This window comes from Romboutsia lituseburensis DSM 797 (genome assembly GCF_900103615.1).
GTDB lineage: Bacteria > Bacillota > Clostridia > Peptostreptococcales > Peptostreptococcaceae > Romboutsia_F > Romboutsia_F lituseburensis.
Map to the genome: position 1 here is coordinate 469,774 of NZ_FNGW01000003.1, position 20,770 is coordinate 490,543.

Here is a 20,770-nt window from a genome sequence, read left to right on the forward strand (position 1 = left end):
TTTTTAGTATTGGATATTTCCTTTTATTTAAATATATTTTATTGCTATTTTACAGATACTTTTATATTATCATTTTCACCATCTATTAAAATAGTACAGCCATTATATACTTCTCCAGCTATAATTTTTTTAGCAATTATAGTTTCTAAAGTGTTACTAATGTATCTTTTTAATGGTCTTGCTCCATATACTGGATCATACCCTTCACTAACCATTATATCTTTTGCACTTTCAGTTACTTCAATATTTATATTTTTATCACGTAATCTATTTGTTAAAGATTTCATAAATATATCTATTATTTGTTTAATTCCTTCTTTATCTAACGGCTTAAACATTATGATATCATCAACTCTATTTAAAAATTCTGGCTTAAATCTTCTCTTCATCTCATTCATAACTAATTCTTTGGATTCATTAGTTATATTCTCTCCAGATTCTAATAAATATGAGCTACCTATATTTGAAGTCATTATTATAAGTGTATTTTTAAAGTCTACTGTTTTACCTTTATTATCAGTAAGCCTTCCATCATCTAATATTTGTAAGAATATATTAAATACATCTTCATGAGCCTTCTCTATCTCATCAAATAGTATAACTGAATAAGGATGTCTTCTTACTGCCTCTGTTAATTGACCTCCTTCTTCATAACCTACATATCCTGGAGGAGGTCCTATAAGTCTAGAAACAGCATGTTTCTCCATATATTCTGACATATCTATTCTTATAATATTTTCTTCACTATCAAATAAATTATTAGCTAAAGTTTTAGCAAGTTCAGTTTTACCTACACCTGTAGGACCTAAGAATATAAATGATCCTATTGGTTTATTTTCATCTTTAAGCCCTGCTCTAGCACGTATAACTGCATTACTTACAGCTGTTACTGCTTCATCTTGGCCTATTACTCTTTTATGAAGTTCATCTTCTAATTTTAATAATTTTTCTCTTTCACCTTCAACAAGTTTAGTAACAGGTATTCCTGTCCACTTAGCTACTATTTCAGATATTTCATTTTCTGTAACTTCCTCTTTTAATAATGCATTTTCATAACTTTCCTTAATTTTCAATTCATGTTCTTTTATTTGCTCTTCAAGCTTTGGTATTATACCATATTTTACTTCTGCTGCTTTATTAAAATCATATTCTCTTTCATATTTTTCTACATTACCTTTAGCTTCATCTAATTGCGATTTTAGATTTCTTATCTCTAATATTTGACTTTTTTCTTTTTCATATTTAGCAGTCATTTCATCATTTTTAGATTTTAATTCTGCTAATTCTTTACCTAATTTATCAAGTCTTTGTTTACTTTTTTCATCTTTTTCTTTTAATAAAGCTTCTTTTTCTGTTTCAAGTGTGAATAATTTTCTTCTAACTGTATCTAATTCTGTTGGAAGAGAGTCAATCTCACTTCTTATCATAGCACCAGCTTCATCTATTAAATCGATAGCTTTATCTGGTAAAAATCGATCTTGTATATATCTATCAGAAAGTTTAGCTGCTGCAACTATTGCACTATCATGTATTCTTATACCATGATGTATTTCAAATCGTTCTTTAAGACCTCTAAGTATTGAAACTGTATCACTTACGCTAGGTTCTTCTGCTATAACAGGTTGGAAACGTCTTTCAAGCGCTTTATCTTTTTCGATATACTGTCTATACTCATCAAATGTAGTTGCACCTATACAATTTAATTCTCCCCTTGCAAGTAATGGTTTTATTAGGTTACCTGCATCCATAGCACCATCAGTTTTCCCTGCACCAACTATAGTGTGTATTTCATCTATAAATAATATTATTTTTCCTTCTGACGCTTGGACTTCTTTTAGTACTGCTTTTAATCTCTCTTCAAATTCACCTCTATATTTAGCTCCTGCAATTAAAGATCCCATATCTAGTGAAAATATTATTTTGTCTTTTAGTCCTTCTGGTACATCTCCTCTAACTATTCTTTCTGCTAGCCCTTCAACTATCGCAGTTTTACCAACACCAGGCTCTCCAATAAGAACTGGATTATTTTTAGTTCTTCTTGATAGAATTCTTACGACTCTTCGTATTTCTTCATCTCTTCCTATTACTGGATCTAATTTATTCTTTTTTGCTAATTCAACTAAATTAGTTCCAAAACGAGCTAATGCTTCATATGTTCCTTCTGGATCTTGCGATTCAACTCTTTGACTTCCTCTGACGTTTGATAATACATTTAAGAAGCTATTTTTATTTATATCATATTGTCTTAATATTTTACCTAAGTTAGTATTAGATTCCATTTCTATTATTGCAAGCATAACGTGCTCTACACTTATATAAGAATCTTTGAACTCTTTTGAAATTTCTTCTGCTTTTATTAATATTTCATTGATTTTTCTAGTAGCTGTTACACCTTGTGAGCTTATGCCTTCTCCATGTATTTGTGGTAGTTTGCTAAGTTCTACATTTATACTATTATCTAAAGATGTTACAGATACATTCATTTTTTCAAGTATATTTGGTATAAGTCCATCTTCTTGATTCACAAGGGCACTTAAAAGATGAATTACGTCTACTTGTTGATTATGATTTTTTACTGCTATACTATAAGCATCATTTAGGCTTTTTTGTACTCTTACTGTCATTTTTTCTATATCCATTCTAAAATCCCTCCATTACCTTATTTTATATATAATATTGATTATTATTCTATTTTTTAGTTTTGTTAGCACTCTTTATTGTTGAGTGCTAATGTTATTAATTAAAATATATACCTATATACTTTAATTGTCAATAAGGTTTATGAAATTTTATACATACTAATTTTAGTAAAATATTATAATATATTCCAACTTATAAAAAATATTTTTATTTATACATATGAAACATTAAATTTGATAGATAGATAGATAAATTTAAAAATAAATGAACACAGTATAATGATATATTGAATACTACATATCATTATACTGTGTTCATTTTTAATCTTTTATTTATCTAAATAGAATATATATTATCTACTATTCTTCAACATGAGCATTGTTTTTATTTAGTCTACTGTGTTTAGCTCCATATAAGAAATAAACTATAACTCCAGCTAAAATCCAAATTGCAAATCTTATCCAAGTAACTAAAGGTATATTAAGTGTTATATATAAACAAAATACTATAGCTAATAAAGGTAAAACAGGAACCCATGGACATCTAAATTTTCTTTCTATATTTGGCATAGTTTTTCTTAAAACTATTATACCTGCAGATACAGCTATGAAAGCAAATAATGTTCCTATATTGCATAAGTCTATTATTACAGTTAAAGGGAAAAATCCTGCGATTATGCAAGTTACTATTCCTGTTATTAGTGTACAACTTGCAGGTGTTCCGTGTTTTTCATTTATAGATGCAAATGCTTTAGGAAGTAATCCATCTCTTGACATTGCCATAAATATTCTTACTTGACCATATAAAGTAACTAATAATGTAGATATCATACCTATAACAGCACCTGTTGCTACAAGAGTAGATCCCCAGTTTATACCTATTTGTGATAATGCATCTGGAATAGCATTCATTACATTTATAGATTTAAAAGGTATCATACCTGTTAAAGCTAATGCCACACCTATATATAAAATAACTACTGAAACTAAACAAATTAGTAATCCTAACGGTACATCTCTTTTAGGATTTTTAGTTTCTTCTGCTGCTGTTGATACTGCATCAAACCCTATATATGCAAAAAATATTACTGCTGTTGCTGACATTATTCCGCCCATTCCATATGGTGAAAATGGTATATAGTTTTGAGGTTTTATATTAGTAAGACCTAGGAATATAAATAATAAAATAACAAAAACTTTAATTCCAACAATAATATTATTTACCTTTGCACTTTCAGATACACCTACATAAAGTAGCCAAGTTATAAAGCAAGTTACTAGCACTGCTGGTAAATCAATAAATCCTCCTGCTAAGATTGATTTTGTAAACATTTCAGGTAAAACAATTCCATAAGAATTTAACATTCCTACTAAAGTCCCAGACCATCCTGATGCAACTGCAGCTCCTGATACTAAATAAGTTAACATTAAGTTCCATCCTATTATCCAAGCAACAATTTCCCCAAATGCTACATATGAATAAGAATAGGTACTTCCTGATACAGGAAACATTGTTGAAAGTTCAGCATAGGTTAATGCACATAGGGCACTTGTTACTGCTGCGATTATAAATGATATTATAACTGCTGGTCCAGCCAGCATTGCTCCTTGCCCTGTAGCTACAAATACCCCTGTTCCTACAACGGACCCAATTCCTAACAAAGCTAAATCAAATGCCCTTAGATTTTTTTTAAGACCGCTATTTTCAGAAGTTTCTTTGAAATCTGCAACTGTCTTCTTTCTAAAAAAATCCATTTTCATACTTACTACTCCCCTTCTAGGTTTAATTTTAAAATATATTTGTATTTGTTTGAATCTTTTTACTTTTAAATATATTCTTAAAGTTATTATAATAACATTATGGCAAAAAAGTAACTTTTTTTAATAGCACAATGTATCATTTTTTTGTTAAATATATGTTTTTTCAACAAATTAATTTATTTTTTTCACTAAAATAAACACAATTTTAACAAAATTAATTTTTTTTAACACAAATTAAGCTTATGCACTGAAAAATTTTTATGTTAATAGTATCTAAGTACATTTAATTTATTTTTTATGTTAAATAATTTCATTATTTAATTTTTTATAAAAAAAGGTATAAACTTAACAGTTTATACCTTTAATAGTTAATAGATTATTATAGTGCTTCCTTCAGGAACATTTTCGTAAATCCATTTCGCACTACTTGTTGCTAGCCTTATACATCCATGACTTATAGCAACACCTAATCTATCATCTTTTATACTAAGACCTGTTTCATCATATATGATAGAATGGTAATAATACTCATCAGTTATATTAGTTGCATACTTAACAGAGCTATTTTCATCTCCAATTGCAGGATACTTTATACCTACTAAAAATACTCCACTTATTGTTGGAGTAGAAGGCTTTCCAACTGTACAGCTCCATTTATATAGCATATCCCAAGCATCATTATCTTTTTCAAATATATATGTATATTTATTCTTTGTAGATGTAATTATTAAATAATTAGTTGTGCTATTTATATTGTTTTTATTTACAAAGGCAGATATATCATTATTAAAATGTGTGTAATCTAAATTGTTATTTTTATTTAACCTAATATACTTAGAATTCATAAATTTTCACCTCAACTAAATTTATATATATATTTATTTATGAGTATATCTAAAACAAAATGAACAATTGTGATTAAACATTTAATTGAAATATTAAACAAATAAAATATTTAATTTTATCTAGGTACCAAAAATAGCTATCTGTAATATTATAGTAGTAGTTTTCAAATTAGGGGGTGTCATCATCGTGCTACAATCTTTTCTTCTAGTGTTATCTCTATCTATTGATACATTTGTAGCTAGTATTGCTTATGGAACAGACAAGATAAAAATTCCATTTTCTTCTGCTTTAATCATAAATGGGGTATGTACTTCTTTTTTAGCTATCTCACTTTTTTTAGGTTCTATATTAAAGGATTTTATGTCTCCTAGTATAGCATCTTTGGTTAGCTTTTCACTATTAATGTTACTTGGGACATATAGATTATTTGAATCATTTTTTAAAACATATATACAAAAATTTTCAAATTCAGAAGTCCCTTTGACTTTTAAATTTTTTGATTTTAAATTCGTTCTTGAAATTTATGCAAATGAAACTAAAGCTGATTATGATAAATCAAAGATACTAACAGGTAAAGAAGCTTTTTATTTAGCTGTAGCACTTTCACTTGATAGTTTAGCTGTTGGTTTTGGTAGTAGCTTAGGAAGTGTTCGTTACTTAGAAGTTATTTTACTTTCATTAATAGTTGGGATTTCTTCTTTAATAATAGGATCTTATATGGGTAGTAAATTTGTTGAAAAAGTAGATATGAATCTTTCTTGGTTGTCCGGAGCCATCCTTATATTATTAGCCCTTATGAGATATTTTAAATTTTAAATCGAATATTAAATTAAAAGGTATCTTTAAAATTAAAGATACCTTTTAATTTATTTATTTTGTAATAACTCTTTTATGTCTCTAAGTAATAATACCTCCTCTGAAATTTTTTCTTCAATAGTAACAGCTTCTTCTATCTTTTTTGTCCTTAATTTATTTATTATTCTAACGAACATAAATATAGCAAATGCTATTATAAAAAAATCTACTGTAGTCTGTATAAAGCTACCTATATTTAAAGTTATAGGAGGTGTTTTACCTATACCTTCTCTTAATACTACTTTATATTCTGAAAAATTTATACCTCCTGTTAATATACCTACAAATGGCATAATTAAATCATTTACTAAAGATGTAACTATTTTTGAGAAAGCTCCTCCTACAACAACCCCTATTGCTAAATCAATAACATTTCCTTTAATTGCAAACTCTTTAAATTCTTTAATTAAATGTTTCAAATACATTTACCTTCTTTCTATATTTTTATAAAAAATTCTTATGGTTAGTTTATCCTTATTTTAAGTGTTTAATTTTAAATATAATTTTTACATAAAAAATACAGTATCTAATAGTCATTTTACCATAGATACTGTATTATATATTAAGCTATATTTTTATTGCTAGACTTTATAACCTGCTGTGCTATATTTACAGAATGGTCAGAGATTCTTTCTAAATTAGATATTATATCTAAATATACAACTCCGTTATCTATAGTACATAAGCTTTCATTTAATCTTGCCATATGATTTTCACGACATACTTTTTCCATAACATCAACTTGTTCTTCCATCTTTATTACCTTACAAGCTAAGTCTATATCATTATTTTCCATAGATTCTAATGCAGCAGAATACGCATCTACAACTTTATTATACATTTGAACTAACTCATCTTTACCTTCCTTAGATAAATTTAAGTCTTTTTCTAATATAATTTCAGCTAGCTCTGCTATATTTTCAGCGTGATCACCAATTCTTTCTATATCATTTACCGTATTGAATAACTCATCAACAGTTTCTCTAGACTCATTGCTTAAAGAAGTTTTAGATAGTTTTAATAAGTAATTTAATATAGTCTTTTGTAATAAGTTAACTTTTGATTCTTCTTCAAATGCTTTTTTAATCTTCGAATTTGATCCTTCAAATACACCTTCCATTGAGTTAATTAGAGCTTTTTTAGCCTTATCACCCATTCTTAAAGTTTCTTTAACCGTATTTGATAGTGCGATTGATGGAGTTTCCATCATTCTTTCATCTATATACTTAACTGTTTTTCTGTCTTCAATTTCATCTTCTCTCTCAGGTACAAGCTTCATAGTAAGTTTTACTATAAACTTAGAGAATGGAAGTAATATTATAACGTTTATTATATTAAATAACGTATGTGAATTTGCTATTTGTCTACTCACATCTGTTGGATCTAAATGTGTTACCATCATAGTTATCGGTTTAGTTAGTACTAACATAAATACCATAGTTCCTATAATATTAAATATTAAGTGCATTGTTGCTGCTCTTCTAGCATTTTTACTAGCACCTATACTAGATATTAATGAAGTTACACAAGTACCTATGTTTTCTCCATATAATATAGGTAATGCTGCTCCTAAACTTATTGCTCCTGTTGATGCAACTGCAAGTAGCATACCCATTGAAGCACTTGAACTTTGAACTATTGCTGTTATACCAAAGCCTAATAATATTCCAAGTATTGGATTTTGACCTAGTGTACTTAAAGCCATAGTAAATCCTTCAAATTCAGTTAAAGGCTTAACTGCATCTTTCATAAAGTCCATACCAGTGAATAATATACCAAATCCTATTAATATCTCAGCCATATTTTTAACTTTTGGCTTAGATGAGAATAAATAAAGTATTATACCTATACCTAACGCAACTGGCGCAAGACCTACTAAATTAAGAGAAACTAGCTGTGCTGTTATAGTTGTACCTATATTTGCACCCATTATAACCCCTATTGCTTGTGGTAAAGTCATAATTCCTGCATTAACAAATCCAACAACCATTACTGTAGTAGCACTACTACTTTGTATAATTGCTGTAACTAAAGCACCAACTATAACCCCCATTAAAACATTACTTGTTAAAAGCTCGATTATCCTTCTTAGTTTAGCTCCTGCTGACTTTTGAAGTCCATCTCCCATAAGGTTCATACCGTACAGGAAAAGACCAAGACCTCCCATTAAGTTGATTGCTATTTCCACTTTCTTGTTTCCTCCTTAAGATATGCATATGTAATTTTTTAAATTTTCTTATTTATTAGTACAAATTCATTCTATCAAAAAAAATGTCATATTGTGTTAAGTGAATGTTAACTTATTTGGATTTATGTTAAGATTACGTTAAATGACAGTTAAATATTAAGTTAGTATTAATTTAAGTTTAAGAGTTTGTTAATAATATTTTTCTATAAATATTAGTTATTTTCTATATTTAGTCATAAAAAATAAAGACTTAATATTGTATTAAGTCTTTATTTTTTATTTATATTTTTATTGTAAATTAATTTTTTATTCATTTATAACAATAGCCATAAATTCTAAATCATGTTCCCCTGTATTTTCGATTGAATGAGTAGCACCATCACAAGTATATATAACATCTCCTTGTGATACTTTAGTAATGTTACCATTGTCATCTACAACTCCTGTTCCTGTTAATATATAATATATCTCAAAATCTTCTGTATGGTCATGATATCCTATAGACGCCCCTTTTGGTAATGTTATTTTTGATATCATTTTTGCTTGATTTTTTAACTCTTCCCCCTGAATTAAATGTTTTATGCTTACACTTTTTTTACCACCTCTTAAATGTTCTATTTTTGTAATCTCTAGATCTTTTGATTTCTTTATCATATAGCTTCTCCTTACTTTTAGTTTTATATTTTTATTCTATATTTTAGTTAACTCACCTTTAATTTTTTTAGGTTATATGTTGAATTTATATTGTAATTTTATAAAAATAAAAGGATTTAGTTTTACTTTTAACTAAATCCTTTTAGGTCTTTAAGCCTATCTAAAATCATTTATATTATTGGGTACAGTTAAAAACTGAAGTATACTTTGTAGAGGTAATGCTCTATTTTCAATAGCCATGCCAAACTTTTCAAAACTTTCTTTTACACCTTCATTATATGTTTTTAAAATACCCTCTTGTAATTCTTGTAAGTGAGAAGCTATATATTGTTTTATATCATCTTCTGTTTTAATATTAGAAATCTCTTCACCTATAAAAACATGTTTAAATATCTCAAACCCTTCACCCTTAGATCCCCATATAAATATTCTATATGTTATTAAAGATCTTTCTAAATATATTCCACTACTTATTGAATTCATATGGTTTATATCTTCGTATAAGTGTTGGTTAAAATCTACAAATCCACTTGATGCTATTTCATATGTCTTAGCTTCATTAAACTCTATATTACATTTATATAAATTATTATAAAAATCTTCATATCCATTACTTTGAATAAGTATTTTACCTAACTCACTTACTTGTATATTTACATTATTATTTTCTAAAATTTTTTTCATTTTAAACTCCTTTTAGTTTTTGCATTTTGATATTTTATTGTATCATATTATAGTTAGATTTTAAAATAAATGTTAAATATCTATAATTTTTTACTTATATTATCTACTATTATATCTTTATGTTGTGCAAAATAATGTATAAGTTCTTTATAAAATACATCAGATACCTCTAATATTTGTTTTATCTCTAATAACTTATTATCAAAAGTTATTTCTTCTACACAACCAACTAGATAGCTTATTAAAATTTCAATTAAAGAACTGGCTATAATATATCCATCATTTCTATCTTTTAACTTTAATTGAACATATGGAATCAAAGCTATGTACGTAGATATTTTAGCTATATTTTCTTCATTGCTATTATTTATATTTTTTTTTGCATTGCATATAAGCGACTCATCTATTGGTATATTTTGTATCAAATCACATACCACATTTATTATATAATTATTTAAATTTTCTTCACTATCCTTAGACATTCTCTCGATTATTTCTTTATCAAAATTATTTTGTGAATATACCTTTAATTCATTTAATTTCATTGCCTTATCTCCTAAATAATATTTATTGTTAATATAAAATTTTATTTTATAATTGCTAATCTCAAATAAAAATTTATTCTTTAGTTCTTTTATATTTTATCATCTTAAATATGTATATTTCCAGTAAAAAAATTTATTTACTAGAATACTTACAATACTGTTTTGTAACCAAAATAAAAAGAATGGCAAAAAACCATTCCTTTTCCTAACATTTAATAAAATTTTATATTTTAAGCTGTTTGATTTGCTTTTTTAACCTTACAAATATTTTTTGCAAATAATATAGAAGCTATTCCACATATAAACATTAAACCTGGATAATATAGATATGGTAAAATTTCAACTGGAGATATTTGAGCGACACCAGCAGCTGTTAAAAGTTGTGCTCCATATGGTATAACTCCTTGCCAGCAAGATGAAAATATATCCAATATGCTAGCTGTTTTTCTAGGGTCTATTTCATATTTATCCGCTATATCCTTTGCTAATGGACCTGCTGTAACTATTGCTATGGTATTATTTGCTGTACATAGGTCAATAACACTTACTAATGCAGCTATTCCAAACTCTGCACCCTTTTTACTTTTTATTTTACTTGTTATAAAATAAAGTATATAATCAATACCACCATTAAACTTTATAAGAGAAACTACGCCTCCTACTACTATACATAAAATACTTAGTTCATACATACCAGCTATTCCACCTGATATAGCTTCTATAAGTCCAAATATATCGAATGATTTAGTAAATAAACCTACAACTCCTGCAAATCCAATTCCACTTCCTAATAGTACAAAAACATTTACTCCACATAATGCACCTATCAATACTACTAGGTATGGAAGAACTTTTATTAGATTATAATCATAGCTTTGATTTGCAACATTATCATATCCTAATGTTACTAATGTTAATAACACTGCAGTAACTATAGCTGCTGGTAAAACTATTTTAAAGTTCATTTTAAATTTATCTTTTAATTCACAACCTTGTGTTCTTACCGCTGCTATTGTTGTATCTGATATTATAGATAAATTGTCTCCAAACATTGCTCCACCTACTACTGCTCCTATAACTAAAGCTACAGGTATTCCTGTTTTTTCAGATATTCCAACTCCAATTGGAGCTAAAGCTGCTATTGTACCAACTGAAGTTCCCATTGATACTGATATAAAGCATCCTATTATAAACAATCCTGCTACCAAAAGATTTGATGGTAGTATTGATAGACTTAGGTTTACAGTTGAGTCAACTCCTCCCATAGCTTTAGCAACACTTGAAAATGCTCCTGCAAATAAAAATATTACAACCATTAAAATAATATTAGGTTCTCCAGCGCCTTTGCAAAATACATTTAGCTTTGTTTCTAAGTTTTCTTTTTTATTAAATAATAATGCTACTGCACCAGATATTAAAAATGCTACTACTGCAGGCATTTTATAAAAATCACCTGTTATTATTCCACTTCCTACAAATAATAATAAAAATACACCTAAAGGTAATAATGCTAACGGATTTCCTTTTTTAATTTCTTGATTCATTTTATTAATCTCCTTTTAATTTTTATACTTAATCTTTACATTAAATTCATCTTAGACTAATTATTCATATTAACTAATGTCGCGCGCCACTTAATTTATATAAATAATCACACTTAGTGCATAAAAAAACTCCCGCCCTAAGAATTTAATCTTAGGAACGAGAGTTGACTTCGTGTTACCATCCTAGTTCATTTGTATTTCACAATACAAATCTCATTGAGTACGCCAATTTTTTTGGTTATACTCTATCACTGTAACGGGTGAACCCGTTGTAGCCTAAATCCTATCAATAGATCTCGGTACACCGCTCCAAGGCCATTTTCACTTTAATATCCTTTGCTCCCCTCTCACCAATAGGAACTCTCTGTAAAAGTATTCTTAAAGTTACTTTCCTTTTCATAGCATTTATAATTTCTTTTTATATTTTATATAATATATTTTCTAAAAAGCTTTGTCAATTATATTTTTAAATTTTCTAAAAATTTTTTTTATTTTTTATATTTATTTAATTTTACATCCAATAAGCTTACATGTACCTCCACACTCAAAGCATAAATAATCCGGTTCTTCTTTATCGCTAATTTGCACAGATATTGAATTACACTTTTCACATTTAAGTCTATATACATTTCCACTTTTTAATAATAGATCAATTAAATTTTGATTACTTTTACTCATTATAAACCACCCCACCCTTTGTTTATTTAACTATAATATAGCACAATGTTATCAAAATTTCTTATTTTTTGTAATTTTATATATTATTTAATTTATAAAAAATCACCTAGAATTTAAATTCTAGATGATTCTTAGTTTATACGAGATTTATTTTTCAGTAACCCATTGTAAAAATTAATTACATCCTCAATATATGTATTGAAAATTGTATCTTTTTCAATATATATTTCATGTTTCGCATCTTCTCTTAAAATAATCTTACAATTTTTAGCATAACTTGCGAACCTATTTTGTCCACCGGGCCTTACAAAAGTATCTTTACCTGCCTGAAATATCAATATAGGTATTTTTACTTTGCTTGCATTTTCCTCTCTAGTTAATATATCTGTTGCTTTAAATGCTTCTTTTAACCATTTAAATGACCCACCAGATGTTTGAAGTTCTTTATTTTTAAGTTGTTTTTTTAAGTATGAGCTATATCTTCTTTGAGAATTAAATTCTAATTCATTTAAATTTTCCTTTGTTTTAAATGGACCATGACCTAGTATATATTGATTTCCTTGACCTATAATACACATAAATTTAGAGATTATCTTAGAAATAAAAATAGGATATTTTCCTGTCTCTATTTCCATCATAGGACAATTTAAAATTGCTCCATCAAAATAATTTTCATACTTTTCTAAAAATAATGTTCCTATAGCCCCTCCCATAGAGTGAGCAAATAGAAATATTTTTTCTTCTTTTTTATTATATACAACAACACTATCTAAAAAAGTTTTAAAATCATATACATAATGTTCAAAACTTTCTACATTGATTTGGCTATTATCTATACCTAATCTTCCTGATTTTCCATGACCTCTATGATCCATTATATATACTGAAAATCCACACTCATTAAATATTTTAATTATTTCATCATATTTTTCTGATGTTTCACAGAAACCATGAGATATCACTATGTTAGCTTTACTCGGCTCTACAATATAACTTTTGTAATATATTTTAACATTCTCTTTTCCCATTATATATCCATCTTCATATATTGTACTACTTTTTATTTTATCCATAGTCTCCTTATCCTTAATATATATTTAGTAAAATTATAACATACAAAAGATACTTTTAATATTTACAAATTTTTCATGTAATTGTGTTTAACCTTAAAATTTAAACATTTCTAATTACTTTATTATTAATAAATTAAGATTTATATAATATAGTTATTAAATTTTAATTATTGTAATATATTTTAAATATACTATTATTGATTACAGTTTTACATAAGTTTAATATTTAAAAATTTTATTTTTACACAATAAAAAGAGGCCTCATTTAAAACGACACCCCTTTTTATATATGTGTGAAGTAATACAACTATCTTAATATATTTTATACCCTATACTATATGCATTTAATCTTTATTTTTAAGATTTTATCTTTTCTTCATTCAATGAACTATGTTTATATCCATAAAATACATATACAATAAATCCTATAGAAATCCAGACTAAGAATGCCATTTTTGTAAAAGTAGGTAATTGTAATATTAAGAATAAGCAAAATACAACTGCAAGTATAGGAACCACTGGAACAAAAGGAACCTTAAATGGTCTTTGTAAATCAGGTCTAGATTTTCTTAGTACTATAACTGACAAAGAAACTATAACAAATGCTGCTAATGTTCCCATATTAGTTAATTCTGCAACTTTTCCTATTGGGAAGAATCCTGCTACAAGTGCTGTAGCTATAAAAACTAGTGCTATACTCTTAGTTGGTGCTCCACTTTTTTGAGAGACTTGACTAAATACTTTAGGTAATAGACCATCTCTTGATAAAGCGTAAAATAAACGAGTAGATCCATACATCATAACTAATAATACTGAAGTTATACCACATACTGCACCTACTGATACTAAAGCTGAGCCCCATTGAATACCAACTTTTGATAATGCATATGCAACAGGAGCTGCATTGTCTTTAAAGTCTAAATATGGTACCATTCCTGTTAATATAGCTGATACTACTATATACAATACAGTACATATTAATAAAGAACCTATTATTCCTTTAGGCAAATCCTTTTGAGGATTTTTGACTTCTTCTGCTGCTGTTGCAACTGCATCGAATCCAATATATGCAAAGAATACTATTGCTGCACCAGAGAATACTCCACTCCATCCATAAGGCATAAATGGATGCCAGTTAGCTGGTTCTACATGCTTAAATCCTAAAATTATAAATAAAAGAACTACTGCTATTTTTACGGCTACTAATATATTATTTAGTTTAGCACTTTCTTTAGCTCCTAATAATAGCAATCCCGCTATAAGAGCTAAAATTAATATTGCTGGTAAATTTATAATACCTCCACTACCAGGTGCTGCTATTAAAGCTTTTGGTAAATGTATACCTAGTATGTTTAGTATATTTACTATATAACCAGACCAACCAATTGAAACTGCTGCTACTGCTACACAATATTCCAATATTAAGTCCCAACCTATTAGCCATCCCCAAATTTCTCCAAGTCCCACATATCCAAATGTATATGCACTTCCTGATATAGGTATCATTGCTGATAGTTCCGCATAGCATAATGCTGCAAAAGCACACGCTATCCCTGAAATAATAAATGATAGTATAAGCGCTGGACCTGCATAATCTGCTGCAGCTACACCTGTTAATACAAATATTCCTGTTCCTATTATTGCCCCTATACCTAACATAGTAAGTTCAAACGCGCCTAAAACTTTCTTTAATCCTTTACCTTCTTGATTGTGGCTCAATAGCTTCTCAACCGGCATTTTTCTGAATACATCAGATTTCATAACACGCCTCCTTTTTAATTTTTAATACACTAAGTTTATCAAACACTATTTTTAGATAAATATCTTTATAGGTATAGGAAAGTATTTGATTTAATTCAATAATATTAACTCACATTTTCTCCACCTCGGTTTTTATATTTACTTAATAGTATAATGTTTTTATTAAGAAAACGTTATGATAAAGTTAATATTAGGTAAAATAATCAAAATTTTCTGTATTTTCTATGTATTTTAATATACTTCATTTTGTATACTTAGAATCACAAAATAGACTATGCTTAATTTTAAACATAGTCTATTTTTATATTATTTTTTTTCTTTTTTTAATTTTTTCATTTCTTCTACTTCTAAATATGTTATCAAATTCTGAGCTGTATTATCTAGATCACCTGTCATATCAAATAAATTTCCTATAAATATGTTTCCTAATATTTCATATTCTATATCCTCTATATCATTATCTTTTTTATTTTTCATAAAAAAACCTCCTTTTGTATAATATTTATTATAGGAGGATTAATTATTCTAACTTTTTATTTTAAAAGTACTTGAAAATTCTTACATTAAAATAATCCTTATATACAAAAATCTACCTCAATAAAATTAGCTTGAAGTAGATTTTTTACTATTTGTTGAACTTAATTAGAAATTCTGTACCTTCATTTATATTACTATTTACAATTATATCTCCATTATGTGAAGTAATGATTGCTTTTGCTATAGTCAATCCTACTCCAATTCCACCAGTATCTTTATTTCTAGATTTATCTACTCTATAAAATCTTTCAAATATATAATTTAAATCCTCTTTAGGAATTCCTATACCTGTATCTTTTATAGATATCGCTATAATATTATTATTTTCATATATTTTTATGAATATTTGTCCACCTATATTTGTATACTTAATAGCATTTGACAATAAATTTACTATAACTTGTGAGAATTGGTTCTTATCTATATTCATATATACATTATTTAACTCATAATTTATATTTATATTTTTGTCTAATGCTTTTGTCTCATAATTATATATTATATTTTGTATTACTTGTCCTAAGTTAGTGCTTTTTAGATTTAATTCACCTATTTCATTATCAAATTTTGCTAAATTTCTAAGACTACCTATCAAACTACCCAATCTTGATACTTCCTCTTTTATACTTATCAGCCTTTGAGGCGTAATTTCCCATACTCCATCTATCATGGCATCTAAATGACCTTGTATGCTAGTTATAGGAGTTATGAGTTCATGAGCAATATCTGTAGTTAGCCTTTTCCTTAGTAATTCCTGTTTACTAAGTTCTTCTGCCAGTTTGTTTATAGACAATATAAGCTCACTTACCTCTTTAATATTACTATTATATTCTAAAGTATTTTTATAATCTCCTTCCCCTATTACTTTTGCCATTTTTGATACTTTTTCTATCGGATTTGATATAGATTTAGATATTAACATAGATATTATTATTGTAGCACCTATAGATATAGCACTTATTATTAGCATAAATCTATTCATAATATTTAAAAACTCCATATCATTTTCCATATAGTATATAGAATCATAGTGAATTATCTTTTCATATCCAATTATATTTTTACCATCATATATGTCAAATTTATATTCTCTTAGCTGTCCATTCCAATTTTGATCTATACGTCTCATATTTTTTTTTATATTATTTAAGGTCTGATTAGACAACATTTTTTCATCTTTAAAAACACTCCAAATCAAATTGTTATTATAATCATATATTTCTAAGGCAACCCCCTTGCTTATAGCATCTTCTCCTAGAAGTTTTATAGTTTCTATATCCCATTTATTATCGTTATATACATTTCTTAAATCAAAAACTAGGTGATTAACCTCTGTTTTATTATTGTCATCTACATACTTACTAAACTCTTCTTCAAAAGATTTATTCACAAATATAGATATTGTAATTATAGTTAGTGTCATAATAATTGCAAATACAGTTATTATTTGCTTCTTTAACGTTATTGTTTTACTTTTAAATTCCAAATTTGTATCCAACTCCATATACTGTTTTCACTATTTTAAAATCTTTTGAATTTACTTCTATTTTTTGTCTTAAATTTTTTATATGGCTATCTATTACTCTATCAAATTTTTGGCAAGGATCATCTACTACATTTTGAAGTAATTCCTCTCTTGTAAATACTCTTTTTGGATTTGAAGCCATAATTAATAACAATTTATACTCTGTATTGGTTAAAAATACATCCTTTTCCCTCACTTTTACACTGCGGGATGCGGTGTCTATTTCAATTTCATCATTAAACTTTAAAACTTCTTTTTCTATAAATTTAGTTCTTTTTAAAACAGCCTTCACTCTTAGAATTAATTCTTTAACATTAAAAGGTTTGCATATATAGTCATCACAGCCTAAATTAAATCCTTCTATTCTATCTTCATCTTCTATTTTAGCAGTCAGCATTATAATAGGTATCTGTGGTTCAATATATTCACATCTAACAAACTTACAAATTTCTTCACCGCTTATATCAGGCAACATTCTATCTAATATAATAAGGATATATTCTTTTCTCTCTAAATAATATATACACTCTTTTCCATTATATGCTACATCAACATTGTATCCTTCTTTATCTAAATATGCTTTTACAAATTCACATATCTTTTTTTCATCATCTACTAATAATATACTATTCATTTTTCGCCATCCTTAATAAATACTAAAAATTAATTTTTTTATTCCTCATACCAACATTTAAGACTAATCCTAAACTAGCTAAAGATGATACTACTGAACTCGCTCCATAACTAATAAAAGGAAGTGTAATTCCTGTAACAGGTATTAATGCCATCGTCATTCCTATATTTTGTATTATTTGATAGGTAAACATACTACTTACTCCAATAATTATTAGTGCTCCATAAAAATCTTTAGCTTTTCCAGCCGTTTTTACCATTCTTAATATAAATAGTAAGTATAAAATAATTACGATAAGCATACCCGCTAGACCTAACTCTTCTCCTATTACTGCAAATATAAAATCACTTTCTGAAACAGGAAGAAACCCACTATGATTTTGAGTTCCATTGTATAAACCTTTACCTTCTAATCCACCAGAACCTATTGCTATCATTGATTGTACTACTTGATAATTTCCAGGATAACTCAAATCATCTGGATGCAAAAATGCCTCTATTCTTACTTTTTGGTGAGGTGCCATAAATGTATATATTAAAGGAAGTAAAATAACTACAATTATTCCTATATTTCGAATTATTTTTATATTAAGGCCTGCCACAAATAACATTCCTAGCATTATACATCCAAAAGTTATAGTACCTCCTAAATCAGGCTGTATTAACATTAATATAAGAACTGGCATTGCTTTTAATACCACTGGAATTATTTCTTTTAATGTATTAAGTTTGCCATTATACTTTTCTACAATTTTTGCATAACTTATTATAAAGGTTATCTTTACCAGCTCCGATGTTTGAAGATATAATGGACCTAGCTTTATCCATCTTCTTGACCCTTCTTGAATATTTCCTAATCCTGGAACCCAAACCAATAATAACAATATTATACTTGCTACATAAAAAAATTTGTAGTGTTTTCCAATTTGTGAATAGTCTATTTTTAGTGTACACAATATTATAATTATACCTATTCCAAATGCAATTAACTGCTTTATTATCTCTTTATAATTGCCTGTCTGATTTGCATGGGTTGCTGTTGTTAACATTACAATTCCAAATATAAATATTAAAAATATATTTAATATAAGCTTGAAATCCAAATGTTTTATAAGCTTAATATTTTTTTTGATCATTTTTATGTCCTCTCTCTAAAAAGTTTTGATTAAAATAATAATTCTACGCCAAAATAAGTTATTAATAAAAAATCATCCACAACATTTATTTAATTAAATTCCGATTTTTATAATACCTCCAATTTTACTTTTAATTATTAATATTGTAATTAATAATTATGGAGAAATTATGGAGACATAAATTTACCCCTTACCTAATATTTAGAGGTAAGGGGTAAATTTATTTAATCTATACAGTCTAATATCTGTCTAGCATCATATCCATTTTCTTTAAAATTTGAGTTTAAATATTCATACTTAATAGGTATAACTTTAAAAATATTAAGAGTTATAGGAAGCTTTTTTATATACTCTAGATTTAACTTTTTTAAGCTAATAATTTTTTCATATTCTTTGCTATAAGTATCTATCATTTGGCACCTACCTGTAATTTGAAGACCTCTTAAGTTATCCATACCTGTATATTCCTCGTAAATTGCCATGCTTATATTTTTATTTTGAAGTATGCCTACATATTTTAATCCACCTTCTGATATAAAATAAAATGCATCGTCTTTGTATTCATACTCTATAGGTGTAGCCCTTATAAAACTTTCATACCCTGTAGCAATTGTCGCCGTAGTATGTTTTTTTATAAATTGATCTATACTTTTTTTCATCTCAATTTTAGGTACAGTTTTCTGTGGTCTATCTATGTATTTTTTTATATTTATAGCTGCTTTTACAGCTTCAGCCTCTTTAAATTCTCCCATATCTTTAAATGGTACATTTATTATTTCTGAAATTTTTTTTATACTAGATTTATCTTCTTCTGTTAATTTGCTAAGTACTAATTCTCCATGTATAAAATGATAATATATATTTGCCTTCTTAGTTATATTTTGTATTTGAGTTGAATATTGAATTCCATCTTTTTTGGATATTCCAACACAAACGACTATAAGTTTTTTGTTTGTAAAATCAAAATTATGTTTTTCTAAATATCTGATGGTTTTATATCCTGTTTTGTTTCCGAATAAAGGAAACGCTATAATTATATTTGAATATTTATCTATTGAATTGGGACTATTTTCGATGTCTAACAATTTAGAATTTCCTACTATAAATGATATAATTTGTGCAACTTTTTTTGTAGTATTGTAATTACTTTCATATAATACAAGTGTGTTATTCATATTATCACTCCTATTCAATTAGCTTAAAAGCTATTTTAATCATTAATTTAAACTTTTAATTTAATTCCTTTAATAAATCATATGTTTTATATACATTTATATTCAAAATAACCTCTCCCCTACCACTTTAATAACTTAAAGTAGCAGGGGAGAGGTTATTCACACTTTGATTTCCATTTAGAAAGCTTTGATTTATATATTTCCATTACTTTTGCTTCATCAATTTTATTATTATACGTTTGACTTATTATTGCACTTGCAACTATTATAACATCTAAACATTCTTCTACTATATCTTCTTTAGATTTGTTTTTATATCCACAACCACATACATTTGTATAACTTAACACAGCTTGTGATACCTCACCTACCTCCTCTGATAATTTTAAAGTTCTTTCAACTAATGTTTTTTTATCTAATACGGTTAATTTTTCTATTTCACCTAAGTCTACTAATTTTTTTTCTTCCATAATATCTCCTTACACTTAATTGATTTTAACATTAATTAAGTATACTAGATAATTGATAATATGTAA

The 20,770-nt window shown here is 26.9% G+C and carries 19 protein-coding genes and 1 other annotated feature; of the genes, 1 reads left to right on the top strand and 18 read right to left on the bottom strand.

All coding sequences use genetic code 11. The annotated features are described in order from the left end of the window. Positions 1 to 44: 44 nt before the first annotated feature. The 3 genes from clpB to BLP75_RS08105 form a co-directional block, all read right to left on the bottom strand. Complete coding sequence (gene clpB, locus BLP75_RS08095; RefSeq protein ID WP_092725171.1) at positions 45 to 2,639, bottom strand: ATP-dependent chaperone ClpB; 2,595 nt, start codon at positions 2,637 to 2,639, stop codon at positions 45 to 47. A 360-nt stretch (positions 2,640 to 2,999) separates the two neighbouring features. Next, entirely contained in the window at positions 3,000 to 4,400 is a 1,401-nt protein-coding gene (locus BLP75_RS08100; RefSeq protein ID WP_330385796.1) for an APC family permease, read from the bottom strand. 368 nt (positions 4,401 to 4,768) lie between these two features. Further along, positions 4,769 to 5,245, bottom strand: a complete 477-nt coding sequence (locus BLP75_RS08105) for a L,D-transpeptidase (protein WP_092725172.1) — start codon at positions 5,243 to 5,245, stop codon at positions 4,769 to 4,771. Positions 5,246 to 5,432: 187 nt separating this feature from the next. Here BLP75_RS08105 and ytaF point away from each other — a divergent pair, with 187 nt between their 5' ends. Continuing rightward, positions 5,433 to 6,062 (top strand): sporulation membrane protein YtaF, encoded by a 630-nt coding sequence (gene ytaF, locus BLP75_RS08110; protein ID WP_092725173.1) that lies wholly within the window; start codon positions 5,433 to 5,435, stop codon positions 6,060 to 6,062. A 50-nt stretch (positions 6,063 to 6,112) separates the two neighbouring features. Here ytaF and mscL read toward each other — a convergent pair whose 3' ends face one another. The 15 genes from mscL to BLP75_RS08175 form a co-directional block, all read right to left on the bottom strand. Next, positions 6,113 to 6,520, bottom strand: coding sequence for a large-conductance mechanosensitive channel protein MscL (gene mscL, locus BLP75_RS08115; protein WP_092725174.1), 408 nt, complete (start codon positions 6,518 to 6,520; stop codon positions 6,113 to 6,115). Between the two features lie 143 nt (positions 6,521 to 6,663). Beyond that, the gene (locus tag BLP75_RS08120) at positions 6,664 to 8,289 is read right to left on the bottom strand and encodes a Na/Pi cotransporter family protein (RefSeq protein WP_092725175.1); all 1,626 of its coding nucleotides are present in this window, start codon (positions 8,287 to 8,289) and stop codon (positions 6,664 to 6,666) included. Between the two features lie 306 nt (positions 8,290 to 8,595). Then, positions 8,596 to 8,943, bottom strand: a complete 348-nt coding sequence (locus tag BLP75_RS08125; RefSeq protein ID WP_092725176.1) for a cupin domain-containing protein — start codon at positions 8,941 to 8,943, stop codon at positions 8,596 to 8,598. Between the two features lie 156 nt (positions 8,944 to 9,099). Beyond that, positions 9,100 to 9,627 (bottom strand): hypothetical protein, encoded by a 528-nt coding sequence (locus BLP75_RS08130; protein WP_092725177.1) that lies wholly within the window; start codon positions 9,625 to 9,627, stop codon positions 9,100 to 9,102. An 80-nt stretch (positions 9,628 to 9,707) separates the two neighbouring features. Continuing rightward, on the bottom strand, positions 9,708 to 10,172 hold the full coding sequence (locus BLP75_RS08135) for a hypothetical protein (RefSeq protein WP_092725178.1): 465 nt from the start codon (positions 10,170 to 10,172) through the stop codon (positions 9,708 to 9,710). Positions 10,173 to 10,402: 230 nt separating this feature from the next. Continuing rightward, the gene (locus BLP75_RS08140; protein WP_092725179.1) at positions 10,403 to 11,716 is read right to left on the bottom strand and encodes a Na+/H+ antiporter NhaC family protein; all 1,314 of its coding nucleotides are present in this window, start codon (positions 11,714 to 11,716) and stop codon (positions 10,403 to 10,405) included. A 150-nt stretch (positions 11,717 to 11,866) separates the two neighbouring features. After that, positions 11,867 to 12,125 (bottom strand) — a binding site (T-box leader). Positions 12,126 to 12,217: 92 nt separating this feature from the next. Further along, a complete protein-coding gene (locus BLP75_RS18140; protein WP_170139108.1) occupies positions 12,218 to 12,394 on the bottom strand; it encodes a hypothetical protein in 177 nt (58 codons plus the stop codon). A gap of 131 nt (positions 12,395 to 12,525) precedes the next feature. Further along, a complete protein-coding gene (locus BLP75_RS08145) occupies positions 12,526 to 13,467 on the bottom strand; it encodes an alpha/beta hydrolase (protein ID WP_092725180.1) in 942 nt (313 codons plus the stop codon). A 357-nt stretch (positions 13,468 to 13,824) separates the two neighbouring features. Beyond that, positions 13,825 to 15,228 carry a branched-chain amino acid transporter BcaP gene (bcaP, locus tag BLP75_RS08150; RefSeq protein ID WP_092725182.1) on the bottom strand — a complete coding sequence of 468 codons (1,404 nt, stop codon included), beginning with the start codon at positions 15,226 to 15,228 and terminating at the stop codon, positions 13,825 to 13,827. Positions 15,229 to 15,534: 306 nt separating this feature from the next. Beyond that, positions 15,535 to 15,705 carry a hypothetical protein gene (locus BLP75_RS18145; protein WP_170827939.1) on the bottom strand — a complete coding sequence of 57 codons (171 nt, stop codon included), beginning with the start codon at positions 15,703 to 15,705 and terminating at the stop codon, positions 15,535 to 15,537. 148 nt (positions 15,706 to 15,853) lie between these two features. Next, positions 15,854 to 17,251 carry a sensor histidine kinase gene (locus BLP75_RS08155; RefSeq protein WP_242872405.1) on the bottom strand — a complete coding sequence of 466 codons (1,398 nt, stop codon included), beginning with the start codon at positions 17,249 to 17,251 and terminating at the stop codon, positions 15,854 to 15,856. Continuing rightward, entirely contained in the window at positions 17,241 to 17,924 is a 684-nt protein-coding gene (locus BLP75_RS08160) for a response regulator transcription factor (RefSeq protein ID WP_092725184.1), read from the bottom strand. Before BLP75_RS08160 ends, BLP75_RS08155 begins: the two co-directional genes overlap by 11 nt. Before the next feature lie 22 nt (positions 17,925 to 17,946). Continuing rightward, on the bottom strand, positions 17,947 to 19,059 hold the full coding sequence (locus BLP75_RS08165) for an FtsW/RodA/SpoVE family cell cycle protein (RefSeq protein WP_092725186.1): 1,113 nt from the start codon (positions 19,057 to 19,059) through the stop codon (positions 17,947 to 17,949). 224 nt (positions 19,060 to 19,283) lie between these two features. After that, on the bottom strand, positions 19,284 to 20,234 hold the full coding sequence (locus BLP75_RS08170; RefSeq protein WP_092725189.1) for a flavodoxin domain-containing protein: 951 nt from the start codon (positions 20,232 to 20,234) through the stop codon (positions 19,284 to 19,286). 155 nt (positions 20,235 to 20,389) lie between these two features. After that, positions 20,390 to 20,704, bottom strand: coding sequence for a MazG-like family protein (locus BLP75_RS08175; protein ID WP_092725190.1), 315 nt, complete (start codon positions 20,702 to 20,704; stop codon positions 20,390 to 20,392). Positions 20,705 to 20,770 lie beyond the last annotated feature (66 nt).

Excerpts from the sequence above, each read along its gene's own strand:
- clpB (WP_092725171.1), bottom strand. The coding sequence starts at position 2,639 with ATGGATATAGAAAAAATGACAGTAAGAGTACAAAAAAGCCTAAATGAT.
- BLP75_RS08100 (WP_330385796.1), bottom strand. The coding sequence starts at position 4,400 with ATGAAAATGGATTTTTTTAGAAAGAAGACAGTTGCAGATTTCAAAGAA.
- BLP75_RS08105 (WP_092725172.1), bottom strand. The coding sequence starts at position 5,245 with ATGAATTCTAAGTATATTAGGTTAAATAAAAATAACAATTTAGATTAC.
- BLP75_RS08125 (WP_092725176.1), bottom strand. The coding sequence starts at position 8,943 with ATGATAAAGAAATCAAAAGATCTAGAGATTACAAAAATAGAACATTTA.
- BLP75_RS08130 (WP_092725177.1), bottom strand. The coding sequence starts at position 9,627 with ATGAAAAAAATTTTAGAAAATAATAATGTAAATATACAAGTAAGTGAG.
- BLP75_RS08135 (WP_092725178.1), bottom strand. The coding sequence starts at position 10,172 with ATGAAATTAAATGAATTAAAGGTATATTCACAAAATAATTTTGATAAA.
- BLP75_RS08140 (WP_092725179.1), bottom strand. The coding sequence starts at position 11,716 with ATGAATCAAGAAATTAAAAAAGGAAATCCGTTAGCATTATTACCTTTA.
- BLP75_RS18140 (WP_170139108.1), bottom strand. The coding sequence starts at position 12,394 with ATGAGTAAAAGTAATCAAAATTTAATTGATCTATTATTAAAAAGTGGA.
- BLP75_RS08145 (WP_092725180.1), bottom strand. The coding sequence starts at position 13,467 with ATGGATAAAATAAAAAGTAGTACAATATATGAAGATGGATATATAATG.
- bcaP (WP_092725182.1), bottom strand. The coding sequence starts at position 15,228 with ATGAAATCTGATGTATTCAGAAAAATGCCGGTTGAGAAGCTATTGAGC.
- BLP75_RS18145 (WP_170827939.1), bottom strand. The coding sequence starts at position 15,705 with ATGAAAAATAAAAAAGATAATGATATAGAGGATATAGAATATGAAATA.
- BLP75_RS08160 (WP_092725184.1), bottom strand. The coding sequence starts at position 17,924 with ATGAATAGTATATTATTAGTAGATGATGAAAAAAAGATATGTGAATTT.
- BLP75_RS08165 (WP_092725186.1), bottom strand. The coding sequence starts at position 19,059 with ATGATCAAAAAAAATATTAAGCTTATAAAACATTTGGATTTCAAGCTT.
- BLP75_RS08170 (WP_092725189.1), bottom strand. The coding sequence starts at position 20,234 with ATGAATAACACACTTGTATTATATGAAAGTAATTACAATACTACAAAA.
- BLP75_RS08175 (WP_092725190.1), bottom strand. The coding sequence starts at position 20,704 with ATGGAAGAAAAAAAATTAGTAGACTTAGGTGAAATAGAAAAATTAACC.